Origin of the sequence: Bifidobacterium cuniculi (assembly GCF_000741575.1) — a bacterium.
GTDB classification, from domain to species: Bacteria; Actinomycetota; Actinomycetes; order Actinomycetales; family Bifidobacteriaceae; genus Bifidobacterium; species Bifidobacterium cuniculi.
Genome location: NZ_JGYV01000021.1, coordinates 1 through 26,740, shown reverse-complemented (window position 1 = coordinate 26,740; position 26,740 = coordinate 1). Strand labels below are relative to the sequence as shown.

Below are 26,740 nucleotides of genomic sequence, written 5' to 3'. Positions count from 1 at the left end.
CGGGTTCGCCTGTCAGCGTGCCGGCTCCGCACTCCCTGGCTGGCCGGAGCCGCCAGCGTGTGGACAGGTCGACGCCGTGGCCGCAGTGAACGGCTATGATGCTTGATGGAATCGGAACCGGGGTGCCGTGGTCCCTTCCGGAGCACCCCGCCGGCATCAGGACCAGGAAGGACCCACCATGTACGAGAACCTCCACGCCATCGCCACCACGCAGGCCCCCACGGCCCTCGGCGCTTACAGCCAGGCCGTGCAGGCCAACGGCTTCGTCTTCGTCTCCGGTCAGCTGGGCATCGACCCGGCCACCGGCGAGCTGGCGGGCGTGACCGCCGCCGAGCAGGCCGCCCAGGCCCTCAAGAATATCAACAACATCCTGGCCGCCGCCGGCTGTGGCATGGAGCACGTGTGCCGTGCCACCGTCTACCTGCGCAACGTGGAGGACTTCGCCGACGTCGACGCCGTCTACGCCAAGGCCTTCACCGGCAGCGTGAAGCCCGCCCGCGTCGCCTTCGGCAACAACATGATCCCCAAGGGCGCCCTGGTGGAGATCGACGCCATCGCCGCAGCGCAGGCGTAATGCGTCTGTGAGGAATCTTTCGTTTTCCGTGACTTTTCCGGGGCCTCCGAAATTAAAGCGGACACCCGGTCGGGAGTGAATCCCGACTTAAAGCGGGCACTGGTCGAAGAACTTTTTGAGTTCTTCGACCCAGTGCCCGCTTTAAGTCGGGATTCACTCCCGACCGGGTGTCCGCTTTAATTTCGGAGGCCCCGGAAAAGTCACGGAAAACGAAAGATTCCTCACAGACGCATTACGCCTACAGCACCTCCACCGAATTGATGTACAGCTGGTTGCCGGGCATGCTGTCCAGCGGCACCCACAGCATCAGGTCCTGCGTGTCCACGGCCTTGTCCAGCTTCACCTCGGTGGTGCCGCCCTCGGCGAAGGTGAAGTCCGCCACCTGCTCGCCGGCGTTCGGGTCGCCCGTCGTGTTCACGCGGATGTAGCCGCGGCCGCCGGAGGACTGGATCTTGATGATGACCTTGGAGACGTTCTCCTTCTGCTTGAGGTGGATGGCGTAGCCGTAGCCCTGCGCGCCATTGGGACGGTCGAGGAAGTTCGCGGACTCGATCGGGTAGGGCGTCGTGTTCTCCGGCTTCTTCGTCTCGGACGGGGTGGCCGTCGCCTTGGGCGTGGCGTCGTTCGTGGGGCTCTCCACATCCTCGCCGGTGCGGCTGCCGAAGGGCACGCTGTTCGCGTCGATCTTCGGCCAGTACGTGGTGTCCTGCTTGCCGAAGTTGAACAGGCTGCCCGTCTTCGCCACCGAGGTGACCGCCACCACCAGTGCCGCCACCACGGCGATGATGCAGACGATGAGCGCCACGCGCCGCGTCTTGGACGCCCCCTTGGCCTCGGTGTCGTCGAAGGCCTTCGGGGTGCTCGGCCGCTGGGCGCCTTCCTGGCTGCGCGGCGCGAAGCTCGGCGGCAGCGCCGGCGTACCCATCACGTACGTCTCGTCGATATCCCGCTTCTCCTGCTCGAGCGCACGCTGCGACTCGGGCACCTGCGGCACGGCATGGCCGGTGCGGTCCACCGCGGGCAGCTGCCCGGTGGTGGAGCTGCCGGTCGTGTCCTCCGGCGACGACGCCGTCAGGCGCGTCACGTCGGATGGCATCAGCATGCCGGAGACCAGCGTGTCCGTGGCGTAGTCGGCGCCCGGGGCGAAGGCGGAGAACATCTCCGTGGCGTCCTCCGGCATGATCTCCGGGCCGGCGCCGGTGGCCGCGCCTTCCGCCATGATTGTCTTGCTGCGGTTCCACAGTTCCTTGAGCGACGTGTTGTTTTCCGCCCCTGTCTTCTCGCCCGTGCCGTCCTCGGCCTGTCCGAACTCGTCGGAGGCGGCGTCGGGCGCCGGCGCGGCGGTGGCGAACTGGAAGGCCGGCATGGTCTGCTGGGACAGGAGCGTCTCGGGGATCGGCAGGATGTCGCCGGGCAGTGCCGGCTGGATCATGGCGCGCACGATCGAGCAGGCGCCATCCTGGTTGCCCAGGCGCAGTTCCTGGCGTCCCAGCGCGTGCAGCGGCTTGTATGGTCCCAGCAGCGCCTCGAGCTCGGCGAGCGTGAGCAGCGGCACCGTCGCCTTGCCGTCCTCGGACAGGTCGAGGCCGCGCTTGACGATGACGCGGAACTCCGCGGGGGTGTCCGCGGGCAGCGCGGACAGGTCAAAGGTGGGCCGCATGGTCGACGCGGTGCGCGTAAGCATGCAGTAGAGCACCGCCGCCAGCTGGCGCACGGCGCGACGCTCGTCGTTGTCGCCGGCCGCGCCCATGGACGTGTCGGCGAGCGCCTGGCTGACGGGCGCGTCGGCGACCTGCACGCCGCTCTTGGTCAGGCGGATCGTGTCCGTGGACAGCGCGTGGTGGGTGAGGTGTTCGCGGTGCAGGAAGCGCATGGCCTGCCCGGCCTCGCCGATGATGGTGCGCATCGCCTCGTGTCCGAGGGGAACGGCGTTGCCGGTGTGCAGGTATTCGGTGATGCTGACGCCGCCGTCGAGCTGGGTGAGGACCACGGCGATGGGGCCGTCGTGCTGCAGCTGGATGACGGGGGTGAAGCGCGGGTCGCGCGAGGCGGCGAGGGTGCCGGCGATGGCGTTGGTGCTGCGCAGCATCGCCTTGTTGTTCACGATGAAGAGCTGGCAGTCGCGTGCAAGGACACGGTCGTTCGCCTTCCACGCCTGCAGTCCGGCTTCCTCGCGCAATGGTGAGACGAGGGTGTACCGGTTGAGTACGGTGTCTCCGAGATGCGGCTTCATGGGCGTTGTCCTTGGTTCGTAGGCGGGGGGAACGGGCGTTGCAGTGGCCATTCTATCCGCGGCCGTGGTCGGTGGGAAGGATGGCGGGGCCGGCTCTTCCGGCAGCGCAATCGGCGCTTCCTCCTGCTGGCTGGGCATGGCAGTCGCGGCCATTTCCAGCTCGTCCGCCGGCACGCCTTCGGCGACGGCCGGTTGCCGGGACAGGCGTGCGCGCAGTGTGGCGACCAGCCCGGTGAGTTCCTCGGTGTGTGCGAGCCACAGCACGCCCACATAGACGGCGAGCATGACGATGCCGATGACGGCGGCGGTGATGACGTGGCCGGCCCAGTTGACCGCCCAGCCGTGCCCGTCGCCGAAGTCGGTGAGGCTGCCGACCGGCCCGGACAGCAGCACGCCGACGATGATGCTGGCGAGCGCGGCGAGCACCGCCTTGCCGTAGGTGCGTGCGATGCGCCGGCCGTCGAGGGAGCCGGCGAACTTGCGCCGCAGCATGAAGACGAGCGGCACGAAGGAGATGACGTAGGCCAGGGAGAGGCTGGCGCCGACGAGGTCGCACCAGTTCGTGGGGGCGAACACGAGCGTGCCCAGCCCGATGAAGACCATCTCCAGCACGTAGAGGATTGCCATGAAGGTGAAGGGGGAGCGGCCGTCCTCGAAGGCGTAGAAGGTGCGTTGGATGATCAGGTAGGCGGAGCTCAGCGGCAGGCAGACGCTCAGCGTGATCAGCGTGCTGGCGATGAAGGACACCTGCTCGGCGGGCACGGTGGGCAGCAGGCTGCCGACGATGGCGGTGGGCATGGCGATGAAGGCGGCTGTGAAGAAGCCCATGATGAGCCCGACGTTGCGCAGCGCGGAGCTCAGGGCGCCGCGCGCGCCTTCCATGTCGCGTTCCGCGATGGCGGCGGAGATGCGCGGGAAGATGGCCGTGGCCACGGACACGGCGATGAGCGAGTAGGGCAGGATGTAGATGGTGTAGGCGTTCTGGTAGGTGGCGTTTCCGGCCACGATGCCCGTGATGCCGGCCATCTGCGCCTTCATGGGGGCGCTGGTGAGCACGCGCGTGGAGACCACGTTCGCCACCTGGTCCATGAGCACGATGCCCAGGCTCCACGCGGCGATCGGCCCCATGGTGCGCAGGCCGATGCCGCGCACGCCGAAGCGCGGCCGGATTCTGATGCCGCTGCGCATGAGCGGGATGAACAGCACGAGCGCCTGGAAGGCCACGCCGAGGGTCCAGGTACCCGCGGTCAGGGCGATCTTGCTGCTGTCCCACTGCGCGAAGGTCGAGTCGGACATGTCCCCGAAGAGCGCGATGAACGTGGCGAAGCCGGCGCAGCTGATCACGTTGGCGCCCACCGAGCTCCACGCGTAGGCGCCGAACCTGTTCTGCACCGCCAGGATCTGCCCCAGCACCGTGTACAGTCCGTAGAAGAAGATCTGCGGCGTGCACCACAGGGTGAAGGCGTAGGAGAGCGCGACGAGCTCCGGCGACCCCGCCACGTACAGGCGCGTGACCAGGGGCGCGGCGACGGCCATGATCACGGTGACGCCCAGCAGCAGGCACACGGCGAAGGTGACCAGCTTGTCGAGCTGTTCCTTCGCATCCCTGCTTTTCATGGTGCGGACGATGTGCGGCACGAGCACCGCGTTGAAGATGCCGCCCGACACGAGCGTGTAGATCACCTGCGGGATCATGGAGCCCGCCTGGTAGGCGTTGGCGGCCAGGCCGGTGGTGCCCACCGCGGCCGCCAGCAGGATCGTGCGCAACTGGCCGGTGACGCGCGACGCCGCCGTGCCGGCCGCCATGATCAACGAGTTACGGCCTACTGAATCGCTCATTCGTCTGGATCCTTCTTGCGGGTGTACTGCCGGTAGAGCCCCACCACGCCCAGCACCACGGCGAGCGCGATAAGGACGACGCCGCTCTTGTCGCTGAGCTGCAGGGAGCTGGTGATGGTAGTCTGCGCGGACGCGCCGAAGGCCTCGCCCTCACGGTCCACCAACTGTTCGCGGGCCGTCGTCGTGCCCGACGTGGACACGCGGACCGCGATCGACGTCTGCGCCTCGGCGTGCGCGGGCACCGTGATGTCCGTGAACCGGGCGGTCACGATCTCCATGGAGTCGGTGATCGAGGAGACGCGCACGGCGATGGGGAAGGGCAGGTCGTTGGACACGGTTACCGGCATCGACGCCGTCTCCGAGACCACGTTCACGCTGCCTGACGGTACCAGTTTGACCTGCGCGTAGACGGTGTCCGCGAAGCCGGACGCTTCCTGCGCCATCCGCGTGGCCAGCGTCGCGCCGGGGCCGGCGGCCGCCAGCGCGAACCGGTCATGCGCCGTGACCAGCTTCGCTGCCCACTGCCGCGCCTCCTGCGCGTCGTCGTCCAGCACCGAGCCGTCGAAGCGCACCAGGCGTTCGCGGCTCGTTGCCAGCGAACGCAGCGCCTCGCGCAGGCTCGCCGGTTCCGTGGCCGTCGCACCGACGGAGCCGTCGATGAGGGCGGGCAGCATCGTCTCGTCGACCTGCATGGACGGCTGCGCCGCCAGCTCCTGCAGCGACTGCAGGTTGACCCAGCTGGCCTGCCCCAGTGCCTCCATGAGCGCGCTGACCTGGTCGGCGCCCACCGACTCGCCCACGCACATGAGCAGGGGCCGCGACTCGTACGGCTGTTCCATCTGGTAGAAGGCGCTCTGCGCGATGATGCGCGCCAGGCGCCCCGCGTCACTGTGTTCCGCGGTCGCCTGCGGAGCCGTCGCCCGGCCGCCGGCGAGCGTGGTGAGCGTGGCCTGCGCGGCCAAGACGGTGATCGTGCCGGCGTCGGTGGGTACGCGGTACACCTGCGTGACGGCGGTCGCGCCGTCCGTGAGCGCGAAGTCGTCGGTGGCGATGGCCGTTTCGTAGCCCTGCGTGCGGGCCGCCGTCAGCGCGTCCATCGTCCACGAATCCGCGCCCTGCCACGCATACACGTCGGTCTGCGCGCTCTCGTCGCCCAGGGCGTCGCGCATGGTCGCCCGTGCGGTGTCCGCGTTCCACGCCGCCATGTCGACGCCGGCCGCCGCATAGGCGGACGGGTCGGCCACGCGCGCGTACGTGGTGATGTCGAAGGCGGACGGCTGCATGATGCCGCTGTGGTGCGGCGTGCCGATCGCCTCCAGCACGTCCGGGTCGGCCACGGTCTGCAGGTCGGCGAAACGCTGGCCCAGCTGGTCCTTCGCCTTGAGTGCCTCGCGCTGTTCGTCGTCCAGGGTCACGACCGTGTCCGGGTCCTGCTTCGTGCCGGTCTCCAGTGCCTCCTCGGCCTTGGCGTCCGCCTGCCAGCCGTCGGTGGCCAGCGGCATCGCCACGGTCAGGTTGAGCGGCGGGGTGCGCTCGCCGCCCAGGCCGTCCTGGGAACGCGTGAGGAAGGTGGCGAGGCGTGCCATGGTGGCGCCGTCGTCGGTCGCGTAGTCGATGGACAGCGGCCGCGGCCCCCAGCTGGTGAGCGCCTTGAGCTGGTTGGCATCGGCGCCGAGCTTGCCGGTCACGCGGACCTGGTCGCCGGCGGCGACGGCGGGCACGGCCAGCCGCAGCAGGCTGTCGGGCGTGGGGATGCCGCCGGTGCCCTCGGCCCATTCCTGCAGGTCGGTGCGCGAGACGAAGACGTAGCCGGCGGCGACGCGCACGTCGAGGCTGCCGGCAGCCAGGTCCCGGGACGTGGTGTTGCGCACGCTGACGGTGAGGGAGAAGCCGGAGTCCTTGGTGACCACGGGCGTGATCCTTTCGACGCCCAGCACGACGCCGTCGTCGGTCGCGTCGTCCGCATGGGCCGCCACGGGGACGACGGCGATGAGGCACATGGCCACCACGGCGAAGGTCGCCTGGAGGAGTCGCCTGACGCGTGCGATGGCATGTCGTCGGTTCACTTTCAGCCCTGCCTGTTCAGTTTCCTTGCATACAGCCAAGCAATCTTACGCTCATTGGGGTAACTGAGCACGTCGTCCAGGTCCGCGAAGTCCACCCAGATGGCGTCCTCGGCCTCATGGTCAGGGTCGCCCTCCACGGTCAGCGTGCCACCGACCTGCTTCAGGGCGAAATGGTGCACCAGCTTGTGCACGCGCTGGCTGGTGCCAGTGAACCAGTAGTCGATGGTGGCGATGGAATCGACGACCTCGCCCAGGATGCCGGTCTCCTCGTGCACCTCGCGCACGGCGGTCTGCTCGGGCGTCTCGCCTTTCTCGATGTGCCCCTTGGGCAGGCACCATTCGAGGTGGCCGCTGCGCGAATGGCGCGCGATGATCGCCACGCGACCGTGGGCGTCGAAGACGAGGCCGCCGGCCGAATACTCGCGCACGACGGGCAGTTCCTGCGCGTCGAGGGAAGCGAAGGTGGCGGGACGGTCGTTGCTGCGGCGCGGCGGCATCATGGCCGGGGTAGGTGCGTCGGGGTCGAGGCCCTGCTGCGCGATGCGGATGCGCTGGCCGAATTCCTGCGGGTCCGACGAGTACAGCAGCTCGTCCTCCTGCAGGGGATTTTGGGTATGCTTGCCCGCAGCGTGCGCATGCATGCGTGCAACGTCTGCGGGTGTGACCATGACCTCCACCTTACTCTCCCTATGTATATGGGCAATCGGTATGCTTGGAGAGCAGAAAACCCAAGCGGGGCGGAAAGGTGTGGCGTGAACTTCGAAGTATGGCCCGAAGCCATGGAACTCGGGCGGATGTTTGCCGATGAGGGGTACGAGCTGGCGTTGGTGGGCGGTCCGGTGCGCGACCTGCTGCTGCACCGCGCGTCCCACGACCTGGACTTCACCACGGACGCGCGGCCCGAGCAGTTCGAGCCGATCCTGAAGCGCTGGGGGCATGACGGCTTCTGGGACATGGGGCGCAAGTTCGGCACCCTGGGGGCGATGCGCCGGCGCGAGGACGGCACCGAGGTGCAGGTCGAGGTGACGACCTACCGCAGCGACACCTACGACCCGGACTCGCGCAAGCCCGAGGTGAGCTACGGCGACACGCTCGAAGGCGACCTGTCGCGGCGCGACTTCACCGTCAACGCGATGGCGCTGCGCGTGCCGGACCTGGAGTTCGTGGACCCCTTCGGCGGTGCGAACGACCTGTCGCGCGGGGTGCTGCGCACGCCCGTCGACCCGCGCCAGTCCTTCGACGACGACCCGCTGCGCATGATGCGCGCCGTGCGTTTCGTGGCGCAGCTGGGCTTCTCGATCGAGCCGGAGACGGCGGAGGCGATCTGCGACATGGGCGAGCGTCTGTCGATCGTGTCCGCGGAGCGCGTGCGTGACGAACTCGTCAAGATGCTGCTCAGCGACCGGCCGCGCGAAGGCGTTGAGGCCTTCGTCGAGTCCGGCCTGGCGGACGTGGTCTTCCCGGAGATCCCCGCCCTGCAGCTGGAAATCGACGAACACCACCGCCACAAGGACGTCTTCGACCACACGATGATGGTGATCGACCGCGCCGTGGCCCTGGAGACCGGCACCGACGGCGCCGTGCCCGCCCCCGACCTCACGCTGCGCCTGGCGGCACTCATGCACGACATCGGCAAGCCGCGCACCCGCCGTTTCGAGCCGGGGGGCAAGGTGAGCTTCCACCACCACGACGCCGTGGGTGCGAAGATGACGCGCAAGCGCCTCAGGGCGCTGCGCTTCGACCACCACGTGGTCGACGACGTGAGCACGCTGGTGGACCTGCACCTGCGGTTCCACGGCTACGTGGACGAGCCGTGGACGGACGCCGCCGTGCGCCGCTACGTGAAGGACGCCGGCCCCCTCTACGAGCGCCTCAACCGCCTGACCCGCGCCGACGCCACCACCCAGAACAGGCGCAAGGCGCTCATGTTCAAGGAGGCGATGGACGAGATGGAGGAGCGTGTGCGCACGCTCAAGGAGCAGGAGGACTTCAACAGGATCCGTCCCGACCTCAACGGCGACGAGATCATGGCCGAACTGGGCCTGGCCCCCGGCCCCGAGGTCGGCAAGGCCTACCGCCACATGCTCGACTACCGCCTCGACCATGGCCCCGCCGACCACGAGGAGGCCCTGGCCGAGCTGCACCGCTGGTGGTCGGAGCAGCAGGCGGCCTGAAGCCCCCCCCTGCGGTGCCCTGAGCCACCCTTGTGCCCCCACTGAGAAATTGTTCATTYWYYGAACAATTTCTCAKKGGGGGGGCACAAGGGTGGCTCAGGGCACCGCCTAGCCGACCGCCGTATGCTCCGGGGCCTTCGGCAGGTCCTTGATCTGGTCGGCGGCCTTGCAGCCTTCGATGTTCTCGATCGGGGCGCCGGTCTTCGGCACCTTCTCCGTGTCCTGCAGGTCCTTGAAGGTGGAGCCGAGGATCACGTCGACGAGCTTGTCCTCGCGGTCGTCCATCTTGAGCTGCGCGTCGGGGAACTCGCCGGCGAGCGTGTAGGCCTGCGCGATGGCGTTCCTGCCGAAGACGATGGTGGTGCGCTCCACCTGGGTGTCGTAGTTGTCCACGCCCTGCACCACGAATTCGCGGTTCTCCAGCGCCTCGGCCACGGCCTGCGCGAAGCCGGCGAAGGTGGTGCCGTTGAGCACGCGTACCGTCACGGTGCGGTTCTCCGGGTACTTCGGGGTGGAGCCGTCCGCCGCAGGGGACGCGCAGGGCGCCACGATGCCGTAGTTGGCCTCCTGCACCTCGTCCTTGGACACCCCCAGGCCACCCACGTGGAAATACACGAGTAGCGAGACGACCAGCGCCGCCGCCAGCAGGGTGCCGACGACGCCGAAGACGACGGTCTGGCGTCGCCGTACGTACTGCTTGCGTGCCTCGCGTTCCGCGCTGTTGTGTGCCATGCCTGATTCCTTGGACGTGGGGTGGATGTCCCCTTACCTTACCGTAGAAGGCTGACGCTGCCAAGAGTCCTGAAGGGCCCTCAGGCCGCCGGTCTGCGCAGGATCGGGGTCGCCCCCACGCCGGCCTGGAACATGCGGTCCACGGCCCCCGTACGCGTCCAGGCGTCCGCGATGCGCCGTGCGCCGTCCTCGTCGGGGGCGAAGGCGACCACCGAGGGGCCGGAACCCGAGACGAAGGCCTGCGTGGCCCCCGCCTGCAGGGCCGCGTCGATCGCCTGGCCGCTGCGCGGGTGCAGCGAGACGGCCGCCGGCTGCAGGTCGTTGCGTGAACGGTCGTCGCCGCCGACCACGTCGAAGGTGGCATAGACTTCCGGGGTGCCCAGCTGTGCCTGGTAGGCGCCGATCATGGCCACGCCCGCATACCCGTCCGCGGCCAGGGCGGCCACCGTCGGGTCCTGTGCGGACAGCATCGTCACCTGTTCGCCGTAGCCGGTGCCGTGCGCATAGCCGCCCATCACACAGAAGGGCATGTCCGCGCCCAGCGTGGCCGCCACCTCGCACAGCCGCTCCCGCGGCCAGTCCAGCTCCCACAGGGCGTCCAGTGCGAGGATCGTGGCGCCCGCGTCCACGGAGCCGCCGCCGAGGCCCGCCGCCACGGGGATGCGCTTGTCGATGCGGACCGCCACGTCGGGCGCCCGGTCGGTGGCCTGCGCCATCGCCAGGAGTGCGCGAATCGCATGGTTGTCGCGCAGGTCCGCGTTCGAGGACGCCAGGTCGCCCAGGTGGGTTCCCGCCAGGTCCAGCCGGTAGCCGCTGCCCGGCTCGCGTTCCGTCACCGTCACCGTGTCGTAGAGTCCCAGCGCGCAGTACACCGTGTCGAGTTCGTGGCGGTCGCCCCACTCGGGGCGCGGCGCACCCACGCGCAGGGTCAGGTTCGTCTTCGCGGGGCCGTCCACCGCCACGCTGCGGCCGCTCATGCCACAGCCTCCTGAGCGGCGGCGGCCAGGCGCGCGAACTCGTCCACGGTGAGCGTCTCGCCGCGCCTCGTGGGGTCGATGCCGGCTGCCTCGAAGGCGCCGGCCGGCACGACCTTGCGCAGGGCGGCGTGCAGGGTCTTGCGGCGCTGCCCGAAGGCGGCGTCGACAAGCCGGAACGTGGCCTGCCGCCACCGTTCGTCGCGGGCACGGCGTCCCTCGGGCGAGTCGTCGGCATACCGTTCGAACAGCACGAGCGCGGAGTCCACGTTCGGCGCGGGCCAGAAGACGTTGCGGCCGATCTGCCCCACGGTGCGCGCCGTGCCGTACCAGGCGAGCTTCACGCTGGGCGTGCCGTAGATCCTGGAGCCGGGGCTCGCCGCCAGGCGGTCCGCGACCTCTTTCTGCACCATCACCAGGAAGGCGTCGAGGTGTGCGAAGTGTTCGAGCATGGTCAGCACGATCGGCGTGGCCACGTTGTAGGGCAGGTTCGCCACCAACGTCGTGCGCGCCTCGGGGTCGAACCGCGCGTCCCGTTCGGCGAGCATCGCCGGCGTCACCGCCAGCGCGTCCGCGTTGATCACCGCCAGCCGGTCGGCAGCGCCCGGCATGAACTCGGCCACCGTGCGCGGCAGCCGCTGCGCGACCGGCGGGTCGATCTCCACGGCAGTCACGCGCGCGCCGACCTCGAGGATCGCCAGGGTCAGTGAGCCGAGGCCCGGGCCGACCTCGACGACCTGGTCGCCGGCGCCCACGCCCGCCTCGCGCACGATGCGGCGCACGGTGCCGGGGTCGATCACGAAGTTCTGCCCGAATTTCTTGGTGGGGCTGATACCGGCGTCCGCGGCGATGCGCCGGATGTCGGCCGCGCCGAGCAGCTGCGCGGGGGGAGTGGTCATGGGGGTGCCTTCGGTGTCGTTCATGGTGGCTTTGGCGGCTTTCGTGGTGGGTGTCGAGAATGCGGGGGACAGTGCGGGGATCAGTACCAGCCGACCTGCTCCGAGTGCGCCCAGGCCTTCGACGGGGTGCCGTAGCGGCCGGCGATGTAGCTCAGGCCCCAGTCGATCTGCACGGCGGCGTCGTCGCGCCAGTTCGCGCCGAAGGCCGCCATCTTGTCGCCCGGCAGCGACTGCGGGATGCCGTAGGCGCCGGACCACGGGTTCTCCGCGCTCCAGCTCCAGCCGGACTCGCGATTCCACAGCTTGACGAGGTCCGTCCAGTTCTGCCCCGTCCAGCCGTACTGCGCGGCGGCGCCGGCGGCGTAGGCCTGCGCGGCGGCGGGCGTGGGATGGTACAGGCGGCTTCCCGTAGCCGCGTCCGGCTTGGTCACCGGCTGTTGCGTGGGCGTGGGGGACGGCTGCTGCGTCTGCGTGGGCGTGGGCGTCGGCTTGGCGGTCTGCGTCGGCGTCTGGGTCGGTGTCTGCGTCGGCTGCTGCGTCGGCTGCTGTGTCTGCGTCGGGGTGGGGGTCGGCGTGGCGGTCCCGGTCGGTTCCGGTGCCGCAGTGGTCGGCTCGGCCGTGGGCTCGGCGGCCTGGTCGTCCTGTTCGGGCTGCGTCGCCTCCTCGCTGGGCTCCTCGGTCGGTTCCGCGCCGGTGTCGGTACTCGGCTCGCCGCTGGCCTCGGCGGACGGCGTGTCCTCGGGCTCTTCCTGCTTCTCCGGGCCGACGGCGATCACTTCGTCGAGCGCCGTCTTCGTGACGGATTCGCCGGTCTGCGTACGCTCCTGCGCCTTGCCGTCCACGTAGGTCACGCGGTAGGTGATTGTCCTGGCGCCGTCGACGCCCTCGACCTGCACCTGGGTCTGCCCCGGTTCGAGGGAGTCGTCCACCACGTAGCGGGTCGTGTAGGGGATGGCCTCGGTGATGGTCTCCTCGCCGTAGGTCACGCGCTGGACGCGCAGGATGGTCTCGTCGCCGTCCTTGCTGACGGTGACGCGGTCGTCCTTGTTCAGCACGATGCTCTTCGAGTCGAGGATCGAGGCGGCCGGCAGCTTGCCGTTCGGTGCCACGGAGGTCTTGCCGTCGGCGATCACCGTCACGGGGCCGTCCTCGTTGATGACCATGCCGCCGGTGAGCTGGTTGTAGATGTTCCTGATGTCCACGGTGATGCGGTTCGCCTCCACGTGGTTCTGCTCGAAGAAGCCGAGCAGCTGCTCCGCACTGGTGGCGACCGTCCAGAAGGGCACCTCCTGGCCGTCGATGCTGATGGTGGTCTGGTAGGCGCTTTGCACGGTGACGTCGTCCCCGTCCGTCAGCGCGCCGCTGCGCGACGTGACCACGTCGTGGGTCCTGACCTGGATGCCCTGTTCGCGCAGCAATCCCATGACGGTCGTGGCGTAGGAGGTGACCTGCGTCGTGTGGCCGTTGACCGTGAGCGCCACCGCCTTGCGTTGGGTGAAGGCGAAGGTCACGCAGGACGCCAGCACCACCGCCACCACGCACGCCATGACGCGGATGCGGCGCAAGGCCACCAATCGTCGTGGGGTCCACCGTTTGCCCATAGTCAGTCCACCGTCCTTAGCCGCTTGTATCCCATCACGATTGTAGCGGTACCCTCCCGAGAAAAGTCACAGAAAAACGAGAGATTTCCAAGAAAAAAGGAGCCGGGCTGCCATAGCCCGGCTCCGAAGAAATAGGGGGCGAGAGAGAAGGGGATGTTCTCGCCCCCTAGAACACGAGGGGGCTGGTTGGGGGGATGCGCCCTCGTGCTACCTGAGAGCCATGGTTGGGGGAGCTCCCAGGATTGACTTACTCAGGGGTAAGTATTTATTGCATTGCATTGAATTATCAACCTGCGTTCAAGAGTATACACGCTTTTGACAAACCATGCAATCTTGAGCCCCCTGTCAGGATCGAACTGACGACCTGCCGCTTACAAGGCGGCCGCTCTGGCCATCTGAGCTAAGGAGGCACGACGAGTGACCAGCATACCACCTGTTCACGAATCGTCAAGCCGTGGCGGCGAAAAACTACTCGGAATATCCCAGCAGCGGCTTGCCGTCGGCGCCGATGGACGGCAGCATGCCGGCCTTGCCCATGTCGTCGCGGGGCAGCCCGATGGAGTCCAGCAGCGCGTTGATCAGGGTCGCCTTGTCGGCGCCCTCCTTCTCCTGGATCTCCGACTGCGCCTCGTGGAAGTTCCAGTAGTAGCCGTTGATCGTCATGGTCGGCGTGCTCATGCCGGACTGGCCGGGCGCGATGAGCTCGGTGCGGGTCGGCGTGTACGTGTTGACCGCCAGCAGCCAGTCGTCGTAGTTGCGTTCCAGGCCGGAGTCGATGACGTCCTCCGTCACGCCGGCGTCGCGCGCCTGCTCGCGGATCTGCTCGTCGCTCACCGGCTGGTAGTCAAGCTCGTCGGGCTGGAAGTCCTTCGCGTAGAGGTTCTCCATGTAGGCGAACAGGTGGGACGGGTCGGGGTCCTCCTCGGTGATCGCCAGCGCCACGTTCGCCGCGCGGATCGAGTATTCGTCGCCCTGGGTGAGGCGGTCCATGAAGGTCATGAAGTGCAGGTCCAGGTTGATCTGCCCGGCGTCCATCATGGTCACCAGGTCTTGGTCAAGCGAACGGTTGAGCTCGCCGCAGCCGGGGCACATGAAGTCCATGTAGATCGCCACCGTCGGCACGCCCTCCACCGGGTCGTCGTAGCCGTTCTTCGAGACGGAGATGCCGCCCTGGTCGTCCGCCTTGCCCGGCTTCGTCTTCACCGCCTGCAGCTCCGCGTACGCCGACTGCGAGCTGGTCTTGCTCACCGTCGTGTCGCCGGCCTGCTGCTGGTGAGTGGAGCGCCAGATGGCGAAGCCGCCCACCGCGACGAGCACGACCGCGACGACGGCCACGACGACGCCGATGATGGTCTGCTGGCGGCGGTCCCTGGCGCGCTGCTCGGCGGCGCGTCGCTCCGCCTCGGCGCGCTCCGCCAGGCGCTTGGCTCGCCGTTCGCGATTGCCGTTGTCTGCCATGCTTTTCCCCTTGTCTCGTGCTTACTTCGTGCTGACGTCGCCGACGAGCGGCTTGCCGTCGGCACCGATGGACGGCAGCTTGCCCGCCACGCCGACCTCGTCGTCCTTCAGGCCGATGGCCTCGAGGAGCGCTTGGCGCGAGTCGAGGTGCTGCTGCGCCATGACGTTCGCACGGTCCCAGTAGTAGCCGTTGATGGTCACCGTCGGCGTGCTCATCGACTCCTTGCCGCCGCGCAGTTCCTCGCGGCCGATGGTGTAGGAGTTGAGCGCGTACAGCCACTGGTCGTAGTTGCGGGTGATGGCACTGTCCGCCACGTCCTCGGCCACGCCGGCCGCCTTCGCCTGCTCGACGATCTCCTCGTCGCTCACTGCGGTCGCCTCGTAGTTGCCCTCCTCGGGCTGCACGTCCTCGGAGAACATGCGCTCCAGGAAGGACATGAGGTGATGCGGGTCGTCGTCGTGCTCGAGGATGTACACGGCCGCGTTCGCCACGCGCGACGAGTACTCGTCGGTGGAGTAGCTGTCCATGAAGGCCATGAGGTACAGTTCGAGGTTGATCTGCCCGGCGTCCACGAGCTCGACGAGCGTCTGGTCGAGGTCGCGGTGCAGCTGTCCGCAGCCCGGGCACATGAAGTCCATGTAGATGCCCACCGTGGGCACGCCCTTCACCGCCTTGCCGTAGCCGTCCTTGGAGATGAGCACGCCGCCTTGTTCGTCGGCGCGCGCCGGCTTGACGCTGTCGTCCTGCAGCGCCGCCTGTGCGCTCTGCGTGACGGCCGGGTCCTGCGCCTGCGCCTGCGGGTGCAGGCTGCGGTACACGGCGATGCCCGCGATGACGACGAGGACCGCGACGACCGCGACCACCACCACGCCGATGATGGTCTGGTGGCGCCGGTCCTTCGCCCGCTGCGCCTCGCGTCGGCGCTCCATCTCCTCGCGTTCGGCCTGTCGTGCGGCCCGCCGTTCCTGGTTGTTCTTCGCCGCCATCGGTCAGCACGGTCCTTTCCTTGAGATGTTCCTGTCTGGGAAGTCTAGGCCATTATGCGGCCAAGGGGAACGATTGTGGACGAATCTCCCCAATCTGCCGGGCCGCAGTCACAGCGGCCACCAGTCGACGGCGGGCATGAGCGCGCCGGCGAAGGCCGCCGCGACCGTGCATGCCGTCAGCAGCACCGCCCAGACGGTGCGCGCGCGGCCGTCGCCGCCGCCTACGCAGCTGCCTGCCCCCAGCCGCGGCTGCCAGGAATGCGGTCCCACGGCCACCGCCAGCCAACCGGCCGCGAGCGCCACGGCCATCGCCGCCCCGGTGGGCGACCACGGGGCGCCGGTGGGCAGCGGCATGCGCAACGAACTGCCGAATCCCTCCGCGACGAGGGTGACGGTGGGTAGGGGCGCGAACGCGGTGACGGCGGTCGCGATGGCCGCGGCGACGATCGCCATGACCAGGATGCGCAGCAGGGCGACCGGCAGGACGCGCAGCAGGTGCCAGGGGAAGGTGAGCGTGCGCATGAGGTGCGGCGCGCGGCGTCCGCGGCGGCGCAGGTGCATTTCCGTGTTGAGGCCGACGGCTTCGGCGACCCACAGGAGCGCGGCCGCCGTGGCGAGCGCGGGCAGCGGCTCGGCGGCCGCGAAGAACGCCAGGGGGATGGTGAGCAGGGCGAGGGCGACGCGTCCGCGGTGCGCCAGGGGCGGACGGGGGTCCTGGCCGGCCGGTGGCTCGACGTCGGCTTGTCCCTGGGGTGGTTGCGGCGGGACCTGCGGGTTGGTCGGCAGGACCTGCGTGGCCATGGGTGATGCCGGGTCGGTGTCGGCGTCCGTCGGACCGCCCTGCGGCATGGCCGTGGTGGGGGCGATCACGTCCGCCGGCGGTGCGGCCGGCCGCATCTCCATGGACATGGTGGGGGTGTCGGTGGCGGCGGCGGGGGTGGACCGGTTGTCGGTGACCCTGGCGGGCGCAGGCGTCGTGGCCGCAGCTCCGTCTGTCTCGGTCAGTGGGCTGGTGGCAGCGGGTGCCGTCTGGCTCAGTTCGGCCGCGTCCTGCAGCCGTTGCAGGCGCTGCGGGATGACGCGCGTGCTGCCCGGGACGGCCTGTGCGATGAGCGCGGTGGGCATCCCCTGGGCGCGCCAGAGACGGCGTGGGTTCTCCACGTCCTCATAGCGGCGCAGCGAGGTCGAAGGTCCCGGCCTGGGCGGCGGTGGCGGCCCTGCCGGGTCGTTGCCGTCAAAAGGGGGCATCGCCGCCTGCGCGTTCCAGGCATCCTGCGAGATGGCGTCCAGGAGCTGCTGCGGCGTGGCGCGGCGTGACGGGTCCGGGTCCAGCGCCGCCCGGAAGGCGGCCAGGGTGCGCGGCGGCAGGCCCTGCAGGTTCGCGTTGCCGGTCGCCTCGCGCTGGAGGACCGTCATCATCGGCGACGTGCCGAAGACGGGTTCGCCCGTGGCCGCGAAGGCCAGCACCGACGCCGTCGACCACCAGTCGGTCGCCTCCGTCGCCTCGCTGCCCTCGATCACCTCCGGCGCGATGAAGCCGGGGGTGCCCATCACCAGGCCGGTGCGCGTCACGTGGCTCTCCCCCTCGCCCATGGCGATGCCGAAGTCCACGAGCACCGGCCCGGTTACCGAGACCATCACGTTCGTCGGCTTGATGTCGCGGTGCACGATGCCCGCCGCGTGCACCGCACGCACGGCGTCGATGAGCTTGTCCGCCAGGCGCTCCAGGTCGCCGCCCGTGTACTTGCCGTTCTGGCGCACGTCCTCGCGCAGGTTCTTGCCCTCGATCAGCTCGGTGACGATGAACGCGACCGCGTCGTCGATCTCCATGTCCACGATGCCGCAGACGCCCGGGTCGTCAATGCGCTTGAGCGCCATCGCCTCGCGGCGCAGGCGCTCGCGGGCGGTGGTGCGCGCCCGCCGCGTGGCATCGTCCAGTTCCTCGTTGTCGTCCAGCGAGTCGCGCAGGACCTTCATGGCATAGGGCGTGCCGCCGCCGTCGACGACCCGCCACACCGATCCCATGGCGCCGGCCCCCAGCCGGGAGACCAGCGTGTAGCCGCCGACGATGTCGCCGGCCTCCAGGCTCAACGCGTGCATATCACTCATGTCCTCCATGGTAGGTGTGCGGCCCGGACGGCGCGCGTTTGCGCGCATCTGGTGAAATGCGCAGGCGGGTGCGTGCGTGGAAGCACTCGCCCTAGGGCGAGCGGGAGCCATGCGCACGAAAGATTCCTAGAGGCCACGGTTTGCGCTCGGCGGCTTGCACCGGCCCAGGGACGGATGGCGGTGTGGGCCGCGCGTGCGCGGCGGCTTCGGGCGGAAGCCCTGGGCACCGATGGCCGCCTCGTTCGCGGTGGCCGCGTGCTGCGCGTGCGCGGTGGCCGCGGCGCCTTGGGCGTGCGGGTGGCCGCCGGCAGTGCCCCGATGGTCGTGCGCGCCGCTGACATCGGTATGACGGTGCGGTTTCGCGGCAGTGTCGCGGGCTGCCGGCGTACCGGACGCCGGGGAAGTGGCCGCGGCGCTGCCGTCGGACTGTGTCGTCGAAGTCGCGGCAGCCTGTGCCGTGCCGCCCGTCGTCGCCGGCGCCACGCCGGCCACGGCCTCCGCGGTGGCGGCCGTGGCGGCACCGGCGGCGCGCACTTGGTCGATGATGCTCATCAGCGGGCCGTCTGCATCGGACGGGTCGTCGGTGTCGGAGGTCACCCCGTGGCGGCGGGTGATGCGGTGGGTGCGCTGCAGCTCGGTGTTGAGCTGGCTCACCGAGTCGGCCAGCCGCAGGATCTCCGCGCGCATGAGGCGCGTCTCCGCGGAGTTGTACTGGGTCTGCTGCTGCGTCTTCGCCGCCTGCACGGAACTGCGCGCGTCGACCTGGTCGATGATCCACGAGGAGATCATGGCGGAGACGATACCGATGAGGGCGATGCCCGTCATCATCAGGCCGACCGCCACGCATCTGCCCTCCGGCGTCACTGGGCAGACGTCGCCGTAGCCGACGGTCGTCACCGTCACGAAGGCCCACCACAAGGCCAGTGGGAAGCTCGTGATCGTCGCGCCGGGCGCGGTGTGCTCGGCCGAGTACTCGGCGAGCGCGCCCACGTAGATGAGCAGCGTGACCGCGCAAGTCGCGTACATGGTGATGCGGCCGCGGGTGGCGCTGCCGGTGCTGCGGTTGAAGATCTGCAGCATGGCGACGAAGCGCAGCAGCCGCAGCGGCCGGAACACGGGCAGGATGAGCGTGACCAGCAGGATGAGATTCTGCTTGAACCACTTCCACTTGTCGGGCGCCAGGAACAGCGAGACGAGGTAGTCGATGCCGTAGATGGCCCACACGACGTTGATGATGACGAAGCAGGCGGTCAGGTAGGTGCCTTTGAGAATCTGCCAGGAGTATGCGGCGAGGAACAGTACCGACAGGATGAACAGCGGTACGTTCGTCAAACGGTCCCATTTCTCTATTGTCATGGTGCTGATTGTAGGTGGGATGTCGAATTGGCGGGGCCATGTGCGCGTGTAGGGAATGCAAACGATTGCTGCGACGCGCCGAGGGGGCTTGCCAAGTTCGCCCGGTCGTGTATAGTGTGTCGAAGCTCAGCGAAGAGGCGACTCCAAGCGGAGTGAAAACAGAACGTAGAAGTTTGTTGCCGCTTCGAAGTCGACGGCACCAGATGGACACGCCACAAGTAATCCCCTCACAACGGATCGTTCGGCACGTACCTGCCGATGAAAGGATGAAGAATGGCAGAAGTCATTTTCGACCACGTCACCCGTATCTACCCCGGCAACGACAAGCCGTCGGTGGATGATCTCAACCTCGATATCAAGGATGGCGAGTTCCTCGTGCTCGTCGGCCCTTCCGGCTGCGGCAAGTCCACCACGCTGCGCATGCTGGCCGGCCTCGAGGAGGTCAACAAGGGCCGTATCCTGATTGGTGGCAAGGACGTCACCACCATGCAGCCCAAGGACCGCGACATCGCAATGGTCTTCCAGAACTACGCCCTGTACCCGCATATGACCGTCGCGGAGAACATGGGCTTCGCACTCAAGATCGCGGGCACCCCGAAGGACGAGATCCGCAAGCGCGTGGAGAAGGCCGCTGAGATCCTCGATCTCACCGAGTTCCTCGATCGCAAGCCGAAGGCCCTCTCCGGCGGCCAGCGCCAGCGCGTCGCCATGGGCCGCGCCATCGTGCGTGAGCCGAAGGTCTTCCTCATGGATGAGCCGCTGTCGAACCTCGACGCGAAGCTCCGTGTGCAGACCCGTACGCAGATCGCCGCCCTCCAGCGCCAGCTGGGCGTCACCACCCTGTACGTGACCCACGACCAGACCGAGGCCCTGACGATGGGTGACCGCATCGCGGTCATCAAGCTCGGCATCCTGCAGCAGGTCGGTGCCCCGACCGAGCTGTACGACCGCCCGGCGAACGTCTTCGTTGCAGGCTTCATCGGCTCCCCGTCCATGAACCTCAACACCCACCCGGTGGTGGATGGCAAGGCGAAGATCGGCGCCGACACCATGGACCTGCCGAAGGAAGCCCTCGCCAAGCTCACCCCGGAGGACAATAACGAGATCGTGGTCGGCTTCCGTCCCGAGGATGCCTCCCTGGCCGCCCCGGACGAGGCCAACGCCTTCTCCCTCAAGGTCGTGAACGTCGAGGACCTCGGTTCCGACGGCTACATCTACGGCAACATCATCACCGATGACTCCATCGCCGCGGAGCAGACCTCCATGATGTCCGACCAGAACAAGCTCACGACGATTCGCGTCAACCCGCGCGTCCTGCCGAAGGTCGGCGACACCGTCAAGATCAAGGTCAACCCGGCCAAGATGCACCTCTTCGCTCCGTCGACCGAGCTGCGCATCAACTGACCGTTGGATGGGACCGCGGTCCCATGCCGACCGACACACACGAGGATTTTCTCTCTCTTGTTGCCTCGTGGGAAGGACCCCCGCAGAGATGCGGGGGTCCTTCGCGTGGTGCGGCCATGTTGTTCCGTCGAGCCGTCCGGTTGCCCGCCTGCTGCGACTTCGTCCCCATCTGCCTTTATGGGTCTATCTGCCTTAAGTGCGGGTTTGCGCGCCCGCTCGGACGTCTATCTGCCTTAAGTGCGGGCCGGCTGAACTGCATTCATTTCTTATATTATTTATTTAGACATTGTTTTGCGATACTCGCTATTGTTCTTCTTTTTGATTGATGTTCCATGGTGTTGGGCGCCGAAGCCGACCCGCACTTAAGGCAGATAGACGTCCGAACGGGTGCGCAAACCCGCACTTAAGGCAGATAGGGAGCGAAGCCGCGGACAGGCAAGGCGTGCAGTAGAGTGGTGTGCATGAGTTTGACAGACCATCTCGATCCGCGCGCGTTGAAGGCGACCTCCGTGAAGTCGGACGGTCCCGGCGCGCCTGCCGAGGAACCTGCCTCGCTGAAGATCACGGCCGCCAGTGCCGATCCCAAGATGTTCATGCTGCCGTGGGAGAAGCCTCTCGCCACCTGGCCGCAGGAACTCCTGGTCAACCTGCCGCGAGGCATCTCCCGCCACATCGTGCGCTTCGTGAAGGTCGGCGACGAGATCTACGCCATGAAGGAGATCACCCGCACCGTGGCGGAGCGGGAATACGAACTCCTGCGCCAGCTGCAGAAACTCGACCTGCCCACCGTGCAGCCCATCGCCGTGGTGACCGGCCGACACGATGCGGAAGGCGAGCCGCTCGAGGCGATCCTTGTGACCAAGCACCTGCGCTTCTCCATGCCCTACCGCGCACTCTTCGCGCGCACGCTGCGTCCCGACACCGCGGAGCGTCTCATCGACGCCCTGGCCGTGCTCATGGTGCGGCTGCACCTTGCCGGCTTCTACTGGGGTGACGTCTCGCTGTCGAACGTGCTGTTCCTGCGCGATGCCGACGCCTTCTCCGCCTGCCTCGTGGATGCCGAGACCGGCGACCTGCAGGTGGAGCTGACCATGGGCCAGCGCGAATACGACATCGACCTGGCACGCACGAACATCATCGGCGAGCTGATGGACCTGAGCTCCGGTGAGCTGTTGCCGCCCGACGTCGACGAGATCGAGGTCGGCAACAGGCTGGTTGACCGCTACCATGCATTGTGGAGTGCGCTGACCGACACCGACCAGTTCTCCCCGGACGAGATGTGGAAGATCGAGAAGCGCGTCAATCGCCTCAACGACCTCGGCTTCGACGTGGACGAGCTCGAGATGAACACCACGGAGGACGGCAAGCGCGTGCTCGTGCGTCCGCGCGTGGTGGACGCGGGCTACGCGAACCGCAAGCTGCTGCGCCTGACCGGTCTGGACGTGCAGGAGAACCAGGCGCGACGCCTGCTCAACGACCTTGACGCCTATCGTGCCTCCACCTGGCGCGAAGGCGAGGACCTGGAGATCGTGGCCACCGACTGGATGCGCGAGGTCTTCGAACCGACCGTGCGCATGATCCCGCCGGAGTACCGTTCGCAGATCGAGCCCGCCCAGTTCTTCCACGAGGTCCTCGACCACCGGTGGTTCATGGCGGAGAAGGCCGGCCACGACGTGCCCATGGGCGTCGCTGTGCAGAGCTACGTGCAGGACATCCTGCCCAAGCAGCGCCTCGATTCCAAGACCATGGCCGAGCTCAACGCCGAAGCCGACTCCGGCGTCGTCGACGAGCGCTCCACCTACGACACCGATTCCGGTGAGGACTACAACCCCGAAATGGACCAGGACGCCGCCGTGTGGGCGCAGTGAATGGAAAATCCACGGGCGCCCCTGGATTTCCTATTCCGCCTCACGCCGCGCACGGTCCGTGGCATACAAGGAAATGCCGGCGGCGACGCTCGCATTGAGCGACTCCACGGCATTGGTCATCGGGATGCCGGCGATGCAGTCGCAGGCCTCACGCGTCAGCCTCGACAGGCCCTTGCCTTCCGAGCCGAGCACGATCACCAGCGGGTCGGTCTCGAAGCCGGTCTGGCCGACAAGTTTCGAGCCGCCGCCGTCGAGGCCCACCGAGTAGTAGCCGCGTTCCTTGAGCGCCTCGATCGCCTTGGTCAGGTTCACCACGCGGGCGACCGGCATGTGCGCGGCGGCGCCGGCCGACACCTTCCAAGCCGTCGCGTTCACCGAGGCTGAACGCCGCTCGGGCAGGATCACGCCGTTGGCGCCGAAGGCAGCGGCGGAACGGATCACCGCGCCCAGGTTCTGCGGGTCGGTGACGCCGTCGAGCGCCACGAACAGCGGACGCGCCAGGATGCGTGCACTGGCCGAGGAGGCCGCCTCCATGGCGTGCGCCTTGCGTTCGGCACGGTCCGCCAGCTCCGTGAGGGAGGAGTACTGGAAGGGCTCCGCCTTGAGAATCACGCCTTGGTGGTGGTCGGAACGCGCGATGCGGTCCATCTCCAGGCGGTCCGCCTCGAGCAGGTTGAGGCCGCGCTGGCCGGCGATGCGCACGATCTCACGGGTGCGGTCGTCCGGTTCCAGGCGTGCCATCACGTACAGCGTGCTCGACGGTACGCCCACGCGCAGCGCTTCGAGCACCGAGTTGCGCCCGAAGACCAGGTCGTCGGAGTCCGTGGCGAACTTCGCGGCGCGGCGACGGGCCGCCAGGCGCGGATCGGAGCGCTGGCGCTTCTCCGCTTCCTTCCTGGCCTTGAATGCCTTGTGGTAGACGCGGTCCTCGGCCTTGGGGGTGGGGCCTTTGCCGCGCAGCTTGTTCCTATGCTTGCCGCCCGACCCCTTGGTCGGGCCTTTCTTGTTAGCCATGTTCCTGATTCTCCCAGTACCCCGCGCCAAACGATGTACACATTTTGTGGCGGTCGGAAAAATGTGCATGCCCCAGGGCTGCACATATGCCAAAAGTGCGGGCCAGAGGCCTACACATTTTCCGCCGCCGAAAAAATGTGCAGGTTCCGGACCCACACCCCTGCTTTTGAGCGCTCGGGTCAAGTCCGGCACTCCGGACGGACCGCTATGCCATAATGGCATCCGAGTGCGCCGTCCCACGACGGCGTCCACATAACAATATCCGCGCAGTCATGTCAGCGGACACCCGCCGGGTGCCTCAACCGCGTGACGGACTGACTACTCCGCGGCCAACCGAGGAGATTACCGATATGGATGATCGCATCATTGATCCATCCGCCACTCCGCGCGAAACTCACGTGGAACCGGCGAATGCCGAGGAAACCCAGGAGGTGAAGGCGCAGGAGGCACTGCTCCGTGACGTCGACCCGTCGCTCGTCGACGGCGAGGAGGTCGCGAAGCTGCTCGACGTCGACCCCAACACCGGCCTGGGAGAGGACGAGGCCAAGCGTCGCCTGGCCAAGTTCGGCCCCAACGAGCTCGCCAGCGCACCGCCCGTCCCGAAATGGAAGAAGTTCCTGCAGCAGTTCCAGGACCCGCTGGTCTATCTGCTGCTTGCCGCCACCGCGATCTCTCTGGTCGCGTGGATCATCGAGAAGGTCAACGCGGCGCCGGGCGCCGAGGGCGGCGAGGCGCTGCCCTTCGACGCCATCGTCATCGTGCTGATCCTCATCGTCAACGCCGTCCTCGGCTATATGCAGGAGGCAAAGGCCGAGGAAGCCGTCAACGCGCTGAGCGAGATGACGGCGCCGACGTCGAACGTGTTGCGCGGCGGCCGCGTCGAGCGCATCGCCACGACGGACATCGTGCCTGGCGATGTGCTGGTGCTCGGCGAGGGCGACACCGTGCCCGCCGACGGCCGCCTGTTCGCCGCCGCCAGCCTGCGCATCGCCGAGGCGAGCCTGACCGGCGAGTCCGTGCCGGTGAGCAAGAAGCCGGCTACGCTGGAGAAGGCGAAGGCGCTGGGCGACCGCTCGAACATGGTGTTCAACGGCACGTCCGTCACGCAGGGCACCGGCCGTGCCATCGTGACCGGCACCGGCATGAACACGCAGGTCGGCAAGATCGCCGACCTCCTGCAGTCCACCGAGGACGAGGACACGCCGCTGCAGAAGGAGATGAACCGCGTCTCCAAGATCCTGGGCATCGCCGTCGTCATCATCGCCGTCGTCGTGCTCATTGCACTGGCCGTGCTCGAGGGCTTCCACAGCGTCCATGACGTGATCGACTCCCTGCTGCTGGCCGTCTCGCTGGCCGTGGCCGCCGTGCCCGAGGGCCTGGCCGCCATCCTGACCGTCGTGCTCGCGCTGGGCGTGCAGCGCATGGCGCAGCACCACGCGATCGTCAAGAAGCTGCACTCGGTGGAGACGCTGGGTTCGGCTTCCGTGATCTGCTCCGACAAGACCGGCACGCTGACCCGCAACGAGATGACCGTCGAACGCGTGGTCGTGCCGTCCGGTGAAGTCGAGCTGACCGGCACCGGCTACTCGCCCGAAGGCACCATGGTGGCGCTCGACGGCCAGGCGGTCCCGGAGAACGTCAAGCAGGAAGTGCTGGCGACGCTGGGCGCTGGCACGCTCGCGAACGACGGCGAGCTGCGCGCCGGTGCCAAGCCGGGCACCTGGGAGATCGTCGGCGACCCGACCGAGGTCTCGCTCGTCGTGGCCGCCCGCAAGACGCGCGCCGACAGGAAGTACGAGCACTTCGAGCGCGTGGCCGAGATCCCCTTCACCTCGGAGCGCAAGCGCATGTCCGTGATCGCCCGCAACGCGACCGACTCGGGCAACCTGACCGTCTTCGCCAAGGGCGCACCGGACGTGCTCCTCGGCTACTGCGACCGCATCGCCGTCAACGGCGCCATCCGCCCCCTGACCGAGGGCGACCGGCAGGACATCCTGGACACCGTGGAGAAGCTGTCGCGCGAGGCGTACCGTACGCTGGGCGAGGCCTACCGTCCGCTGGAGACCACCTCGCTGGCGCAGGTGCCGGGCATCCGCACGAACTCCGCCGGTCAGATTTCTGACATCTCCGAGCAGTCCGAGGCCATCGAGACGAACCTGATCTGGAATGGCATGGTCGGCATCATCGACCCGCCGCGCACCGAGGTGCGCGACGCCGTCGCCGAGGCGCACCGCGCGGGCATCCGCACGGTGATGATCACCGGCGATCACCCGCTGACCGCCGCCCGCATCGCCTCCGACCTGGGCATCATCGCCAAGGACGGCAAGGCCGTCACCGGCGACGAGCTCGACGCCATGGACGACGCGCAGCTCGACAGGACGACCTCCGAGGTCTCCGTGTACGCCCGCGTGGCGCCGGAGCACAAGCTCAAGATCGTCGAGTCGCTGCAGCGCCAGGGCAACATCGCCGCCATGACCGGCGACGGCGTCAACGACGCCCCCGCCGTCAAGGCCGCCGACATCGGCGTCGCGATGGGCATCACCGGCACCGAGGTCACCAAGCAGAGCGCGAAGATGATCCTCGCCGACGACAACTTCTCCACCATCGTGGCCGCCGTGCGCGAGGGTCGCGGCATCTTCGACAACATCCGCAAGTTCCTGCGCTACCTGCTCAGCTCGAACGTCGGCGAGGTCTTCACCGTGTTCTTCGGCGTCGTGTTCGCCGGCTGGCTGGGCATCAAGAACCCTGAGTCCGTGGGCGTGACCGTGCCGCTGCTGGCGACCCAGCTGCTGTGGATCAACCTGCTGACCGACGCCGCGCCGGCACTGGCCATGGGCGTCGACCCGATGACCGAGGACGTAATGGACCGCAAGCCGCGCAAGCTCACGGACCGCGTGATCGACGGCGCCATGTGGGGAGACGTCATCTACATCGGCATCATCATGGCCATCGTCACGCTCATCGGCATGGACATGCACCTGACCGGCGGCCTGTTCACCGACCGTTCGGTGAGCGACCTGGGCCACGACGCGCAGATGGTGGAGGCCCGCACCATGGGCTTCACGATTCTCGTGTTCGCCCAGCTGTTCAACGCGCTGGCCTCCCGTAGCCACCTGCAGAGCGCCTTCGTGGGCCTGTTCTCCAACAAGTGGCTGTGGGGCGCGATCGGCCTGTCCGTCGTGCTGCAGCTGCTGGTGATCTACGTGCCGTTCCTGAACACGGCCTTCGGCACCACGCCGCTGCCGCCGATGGCATGGCTCGAGTGCATCGGCCTGGCCCTCTTCGTGCTCATCGCCTCGGAGATTCGCAAGGTCTTCCTGCGCATGCGTGCGAAGTGATCCCCGTTCCCTTCGTGTATTGAAGCGGGCACCCGCCCGGGATCAAAACGCGAATTAAAGCGGGCACCGGGTTGAGGAAACATGAGTTCCTCAACCCGGTGCCCGCTTTAATTC

At 68.0% G+C, this 26,740-nt stretch carries 16 protein-coding genes, 1 tRNA gene and 1 pseudogene; 5 read left to right on the top strand and 13 right to left on the bottom strand.

Features of this window, described 5'->3' with window-relative positions; translation table 11 throughout:
* Positions 1-178: 178 nt before the first annotated feature.
* Positions 179-574, top strand: a complete 396-nt coding sequence (locus tag BCUN_RS09025) for a Rid family detoxifying hydrolase (RefSeq protein ID WP_033516916.1) — start codon at positions 179-181, stop codon at positions 572-574.
* A gap of 238 nt (positions 575-812) precedes the next feature.
* On the opposite strand, the gene BCUN_RS09020 is transcribed toward BCUN_RS09025, so the two are convergent.
* From BCUN_RS09020 to BCUN_RS09010, 3 genes are read right to left on the bottom strand one after another with little or no spacing between them, the layout of a single operon-like run.
* Positions 813-4,646, bottom strand: coding sequence for a murein biosynthesis integral membrane protein MurJ (locus BCUN_RS09020; RefSeq protein WP_033516917.1), 3,834 nt, complete (start codon positions 4,644-4,646; stop codon positions 813-815).
* A complete protein-coding gene (locus BCUN_RS09015) occupies positions 4,643-6,712 on the bottom strand; it encodes a DUF6049 family protein (protein ID WP_033516919.1) in 2,070 nt (689 codons plus the stop codon). The genes BCUN_RS09020 and BCUN_RS09015 overlap by 4 nt, the downstream gene beginning before the upstream one ends.
* A gap of 2 nt (positions 6,713-6,714) precedes the next feature.
* Entirely contained in the window at positions 6,715-7,380 is a 666-nt protein-coding gene (locus tag BCUN_RS09010; RefSeq protein ID WP_033516921.1) for an NUDIX hydrolase, read from the bottom strand.
* An 84-nt stretch (positions 7,381-7,464) separates the two neighbouring features.
* On the opposite strand from BCUN_RS09010, the gene BCUN_RS09005 reads away from it, so the two are divergent.
* Positions 7,465-8,886 carry a CCA tRNA nucleotidyltransferase gene (locus tag BCUN_RS09005; protein ID WP_033516922.1) on the top strand — a complete coding sequence of 474 codons (1,422 nt, stop codon included), beginning with the start codon at positions 7,465-7,467 and terminating at the stop codon, positions 8,884-8,886.
* Between the two features lie 108 nt (positions 8,887-8,994).
* On the opposite strand, the gene BCUN_RS09000 is transcribed toward BCUN_RS09005, so the two are convergent.
* The 9 genes and pseudogenes from BCUN_RS09000 to BCUN_RS12945 all read right to left on the bottom strand — a co-directional run.
* Positions 8,995-9,618 (bottom strand): LytR C-terminal domain-containing protein, encoded by a 624-nt coding sequence (locus tag BCUN_RS09000; protein WP_033516924.1) that lies wholly within the window; start codon positions 9,616-9,618, stop codon positions 8,995-8,997.
* Positions 9,619-9,698: 80 nt separating this feature from the next.
* Positions 9,699-10,595, bottom strand: coding sequence for a 4-(cytidine 5'-diphospho)-2-C-methyl-D-erythritol kinase (locus tag BCUN_RS08995; protein WP_033516926.1), 897 nt, complete (start codon positions 10,593-10,595; stop codon positions 9,699-9,701).
* Positions 10,592-11,515 carry a 16S rRNA (adenine(1518)-N(6)/adenine(1519)-N(6))-dimethyltransferase RsmA gene (gene rsmA, locus BCUN_RS08990; RefSeq protein WP_420796476.1) on the bottom strand — a complete coding sequence of 308 codons (924 nt, stop codon included), beginning with the start codon at positions 11,513-11,515 and terminating at the stop codon, positions 10,592-10,594. Before rsmA ends, BCUN_RS08995 begins: the two co-directional genes overlap by 4 nt.
* Positions 11,516-11,571: 56 nt before the next feature.
* On the bottom strand, positions 11,572-13,092 hold the full coding sequence (locus tag BCUN_RS08985) for an aggregation-promoting factor C-terminal-like domain-containing protein (protein WP_033516928.1): 1,521 nt from the start codon (positions 13,090-13,092) through the stop codon (positions 11,572-11,574).
* A 336-nt stretch (positions 13,093-13,428) separates the two neighbouring features.
* A tRNA-Thr gene (locus tag BCUN_RS08980) sits at positions 13,429-13,502 on the bottom strand.
* A gap of 58 nt (positions 13,503-13,560) precedes the next feature.
* Positions 13,561-14,550 carry a DsbA family protein gene (locus BCUN_RS08975; protein WP_033516930.1) on the bottom strand — a complete coding sequence of 330 codons (990 nt, stop codon included), beginning with the start codon at positions 14,548-14,550 and terminating at the stop codon, positions 13,561-13,563.
* Positions 14,551-14,571: 21 nt separating this feature from the next.
* The gene (locus tag BCUN_RS08970; protein WP_033516932.1) at positions 14,572-15,537 is read right to left on the bottom strand and encodes a DsbA family protein; all 966 of its coding nucleotides are present in this window, start codon (positions 15,535-15,537) and stop codon (positions 14,572-14,574) included.
* 108 nt (positions 15,538-15,645) lie between these two features.
* Positions 15,646-17,655 carry a serine/threonine-protein kinase gene (locus tag BCUN_RS08965; protein WP_420796475.1) on the bottom strand — a complete coding sequence of 670 codons (2,010 nt, stop codon included), beginning with the start codon at positions 17,653-17,655 and terminating at the stop codon, positions 15,646-15,648.
* Positions 17,656-18,246: 591 nt separating this feature from the next.
* Positions 18,247-19,002: pseudogene (locus tag BCUN_RS12945) on the bottom strand (potassium channel family protein); the annotation flags it as partial.
* A 273-nt stretch (positions 19,003-19,275) separates the two neighbouring features.
* Between BCUN_RS12945 and BCUN_RS08955 the strand changes: the two are divergent.
* Positions 19,276-20,406 (top strand): ABC transporter ATP-binding protein, encoded by a 1,131-nt coding sequence (locus BCUN_RS08955; protein WP_034258624.1) that lies wholly within the window; start codon positions 19,276-19,278, stop codon positions 20,404-20,406.
* A 461-nt stretch (positions 20,407-20,867) separates the two neighbouring features.
* On the top strand, positions 20,868-22,274 hold the full coding sequence (locus tag BCUN_RS08950) for a DUF4032 domain-containing protein (protein ID WP_033518020.1): 1,407 nt from the start codon (positions 20,868-20,870) through the stop codon (positions 22,272-22,274).
* 30 nt (positions 22,275-22,304) lie between these two features.
* Here the strand turns inward: BCUN_RS08950 and rlmB are convergent, their stop codons facing one another.
* Entirely contained in the window at positions 22,305-23,288 is a 984-nt protein-coding gene (rlmB, locus tag BCUN_RS08945) for a 23S rRNA (guanosine(2251)-2'-O)-methyltransferase RlmB (protein WP_033518022.1), read from the bottom strand.
* 350 nt (positions 23,289-23,638) lie between these two features.
* Between rlmB and BCUN_RS08940 the strand changes: the two genes are divergently transcribed.
* On the top strand, positions 23,639-26,626 hold the full coding sequence (locus tag BCUN_RS08940; RefSeq protein ID WP_033518024.1) for a cation-translocating P-type ATPase: 2,988 nt from the start codon (positions 23,639-23,641) through the stop codon (positions 26,624-26,626).
* Positions 26,627-26,740 lie beyond the last annotated feature (114 nt).

Bases quoted from the DNA above. Each gene is read 5' to 3' on its own strand.
- BCUN_RS09020 (WP_033516917.1), bottom strand. From the start codon at position 4,646: ATGAGCGATTCAGTAGGCCGTAACTCGTTGATCATGGCGGCCGGCACG.
- BCUN_RS08965 (WP_420796475.1), bottom strand. From the start codon at position 17,655: ATGGAGGACATGAGTGATATGCACGCGTTGAGCCTGGAGGCCGGCGAC.
- rsmA (WP_420796476.1), bottom strand. From the start codon at position 11,515: ATGAACGACACCGAAGGCACCCCCATGACCACTCCCCCCGCGCAGCTG.
- BCUN_RS08950 (WP_033518020.1), top strand. From the start codon at position 20,868: ATGAGTTTGACAGACCATCTCGATCCGCGCGCGTTGAAGGCGACCTCC.
- BCUN_RS08985 (WP_033516928.1), bottom strand. From the start codon at position 13,092: ATGGGCAAACGGTGGACCCCACGACGATTGGTGGCCTTGCGCCGCATC.
- BCUN_RS08970 (WP_033516932.1), bottom strand. From the start codon at position 15,537: ATGGCGGCGAAGAACAACCAGGAACGGCGGGCCGCACGACAGGCCGAA.
- BCUN_RS08940 (WP_033518024.1), top strand. From the start codon at position 23,639: ATGGATGATCGCATCATTGATCCATCCGCCACTCCGCGCGAAACTCAC.
- BCUN_RS09010 (WP_033516921.1), bottom strand. From the start codon at position 7,380: ATGGTCACACCCGCAGACGTTGCACGCATGCATGCGCACGCTGCGGGC.
- BCUN_RS08975 (WP_033516930.1), bottom strand. From the start codon at position 14,550: ATGGCAGACAACGGCAATCGCGAACGGCGAGCCAAGCGCCTGGCGGAG.
- BCUN_RS08995 (WP_033516926.1), bottom strand. From the start codon at position 10,595: ATGAGCGGCCGCAGCGTGGCGGTGGACGGCCCCGCGAAGACGAACCTG.
- BCUN_RS09000 (WP_033516924.1), bottom strand. From the start codon at position 9,618: ATGGCACACAACAGCGCGGAACGCGAGGCACGCAAGCAGTACGTACGG.
- rlmB (WP_033518022.1), bottom strand. From the start codon at position 23,288: ATGGCTAACAAGAAAGGCCCGACCAAGGGGTCGGGCGGCAAGCATAGG.
- BCUN_RS08955 (WP_034258624.1), top strand. From the start codon at position 19,276: ATGGCAGAAGTCATTTTCGACCACGTCACCCGTATCTACCCCGGCAAC.
- BCUN_RS09025 (WP_033516916.1), top strand. From the start codon at position 179: ATGTACGAGAACCTCCACGCCATCGCCACCACGCAGGCCCCCACGGCC.